General features: G+C 43.2%; 1 protein-coding gene. It reads right to left on the bottom strand.

Annotated features, from left to right (window positions below; genetic code table 11):
• A partial coding sequence (locus tag EAO38_RS08690) for a hypothetical protein (RefSeq protein WP_162982762.1) occupies positions 1-301 on the bottom strand: 301 nt, incomplete at its 3' end.
• Positions 302-600: the final 299 nt, after the last annotated feature.

The raw sequence follows: 600 nt of genomic DNA on the forward strand, positions 1-600 counted from the left end.
TTACATACCCTCCATCCGTATTGCCCCCCACACGGATCAAACGCTCAAGCGCTACGGGACGCACAAACTTCAAATAAGCGTCCACCATTTTGGCACATTCATGGCGGAAGTCTAAAATCAGAGGTGTCTCACTTTGCAACAACATGTAAAGCAACTTGCGGTGTTCTAAATTGTCTACACAATCCTTAATGATATTTCCTAGAGTGTTGTACTTGATCATATGCAAGCGGGAGGTCATCTCATTCAATCTAGCATTAATCTTGCCGCGCATTTTTTGGAGTAACCTGAACTTATCTAACATCTACACACACCTTGAAGATCATACCCAAAACCTTATTCTAATTGAGGGAGTATAACACATTTCCTCACCCTCACTCCAATACATTTTCCAAGACTTCTAGATATAATACCAACGATCAAGGGAGGAAGGAGAAGTTGTTATAGGAATTTAAGTTGATTTGCCCTACACTGCCCAGAAAGGCTCTTGATGTTACAACCAACAATTATTCCCATAGTGATGGCGTTCGATCAGAATTACTACTTACCAGCAGGGGTTGCCATGCACTCCATGCTCACCTATGCAGCGCGTGTTAGGGGGGG

This window comes from Helicobacter vulpis (assembly GCF_003660395.1).
In the GTDB taxonomy this organism is placed as follows: Bacteria; Campylobacterota; Campylobacteria; order Campylobacterales; family Helicobacteraceae; genus Helicobacter; species Helicobacter vulpis.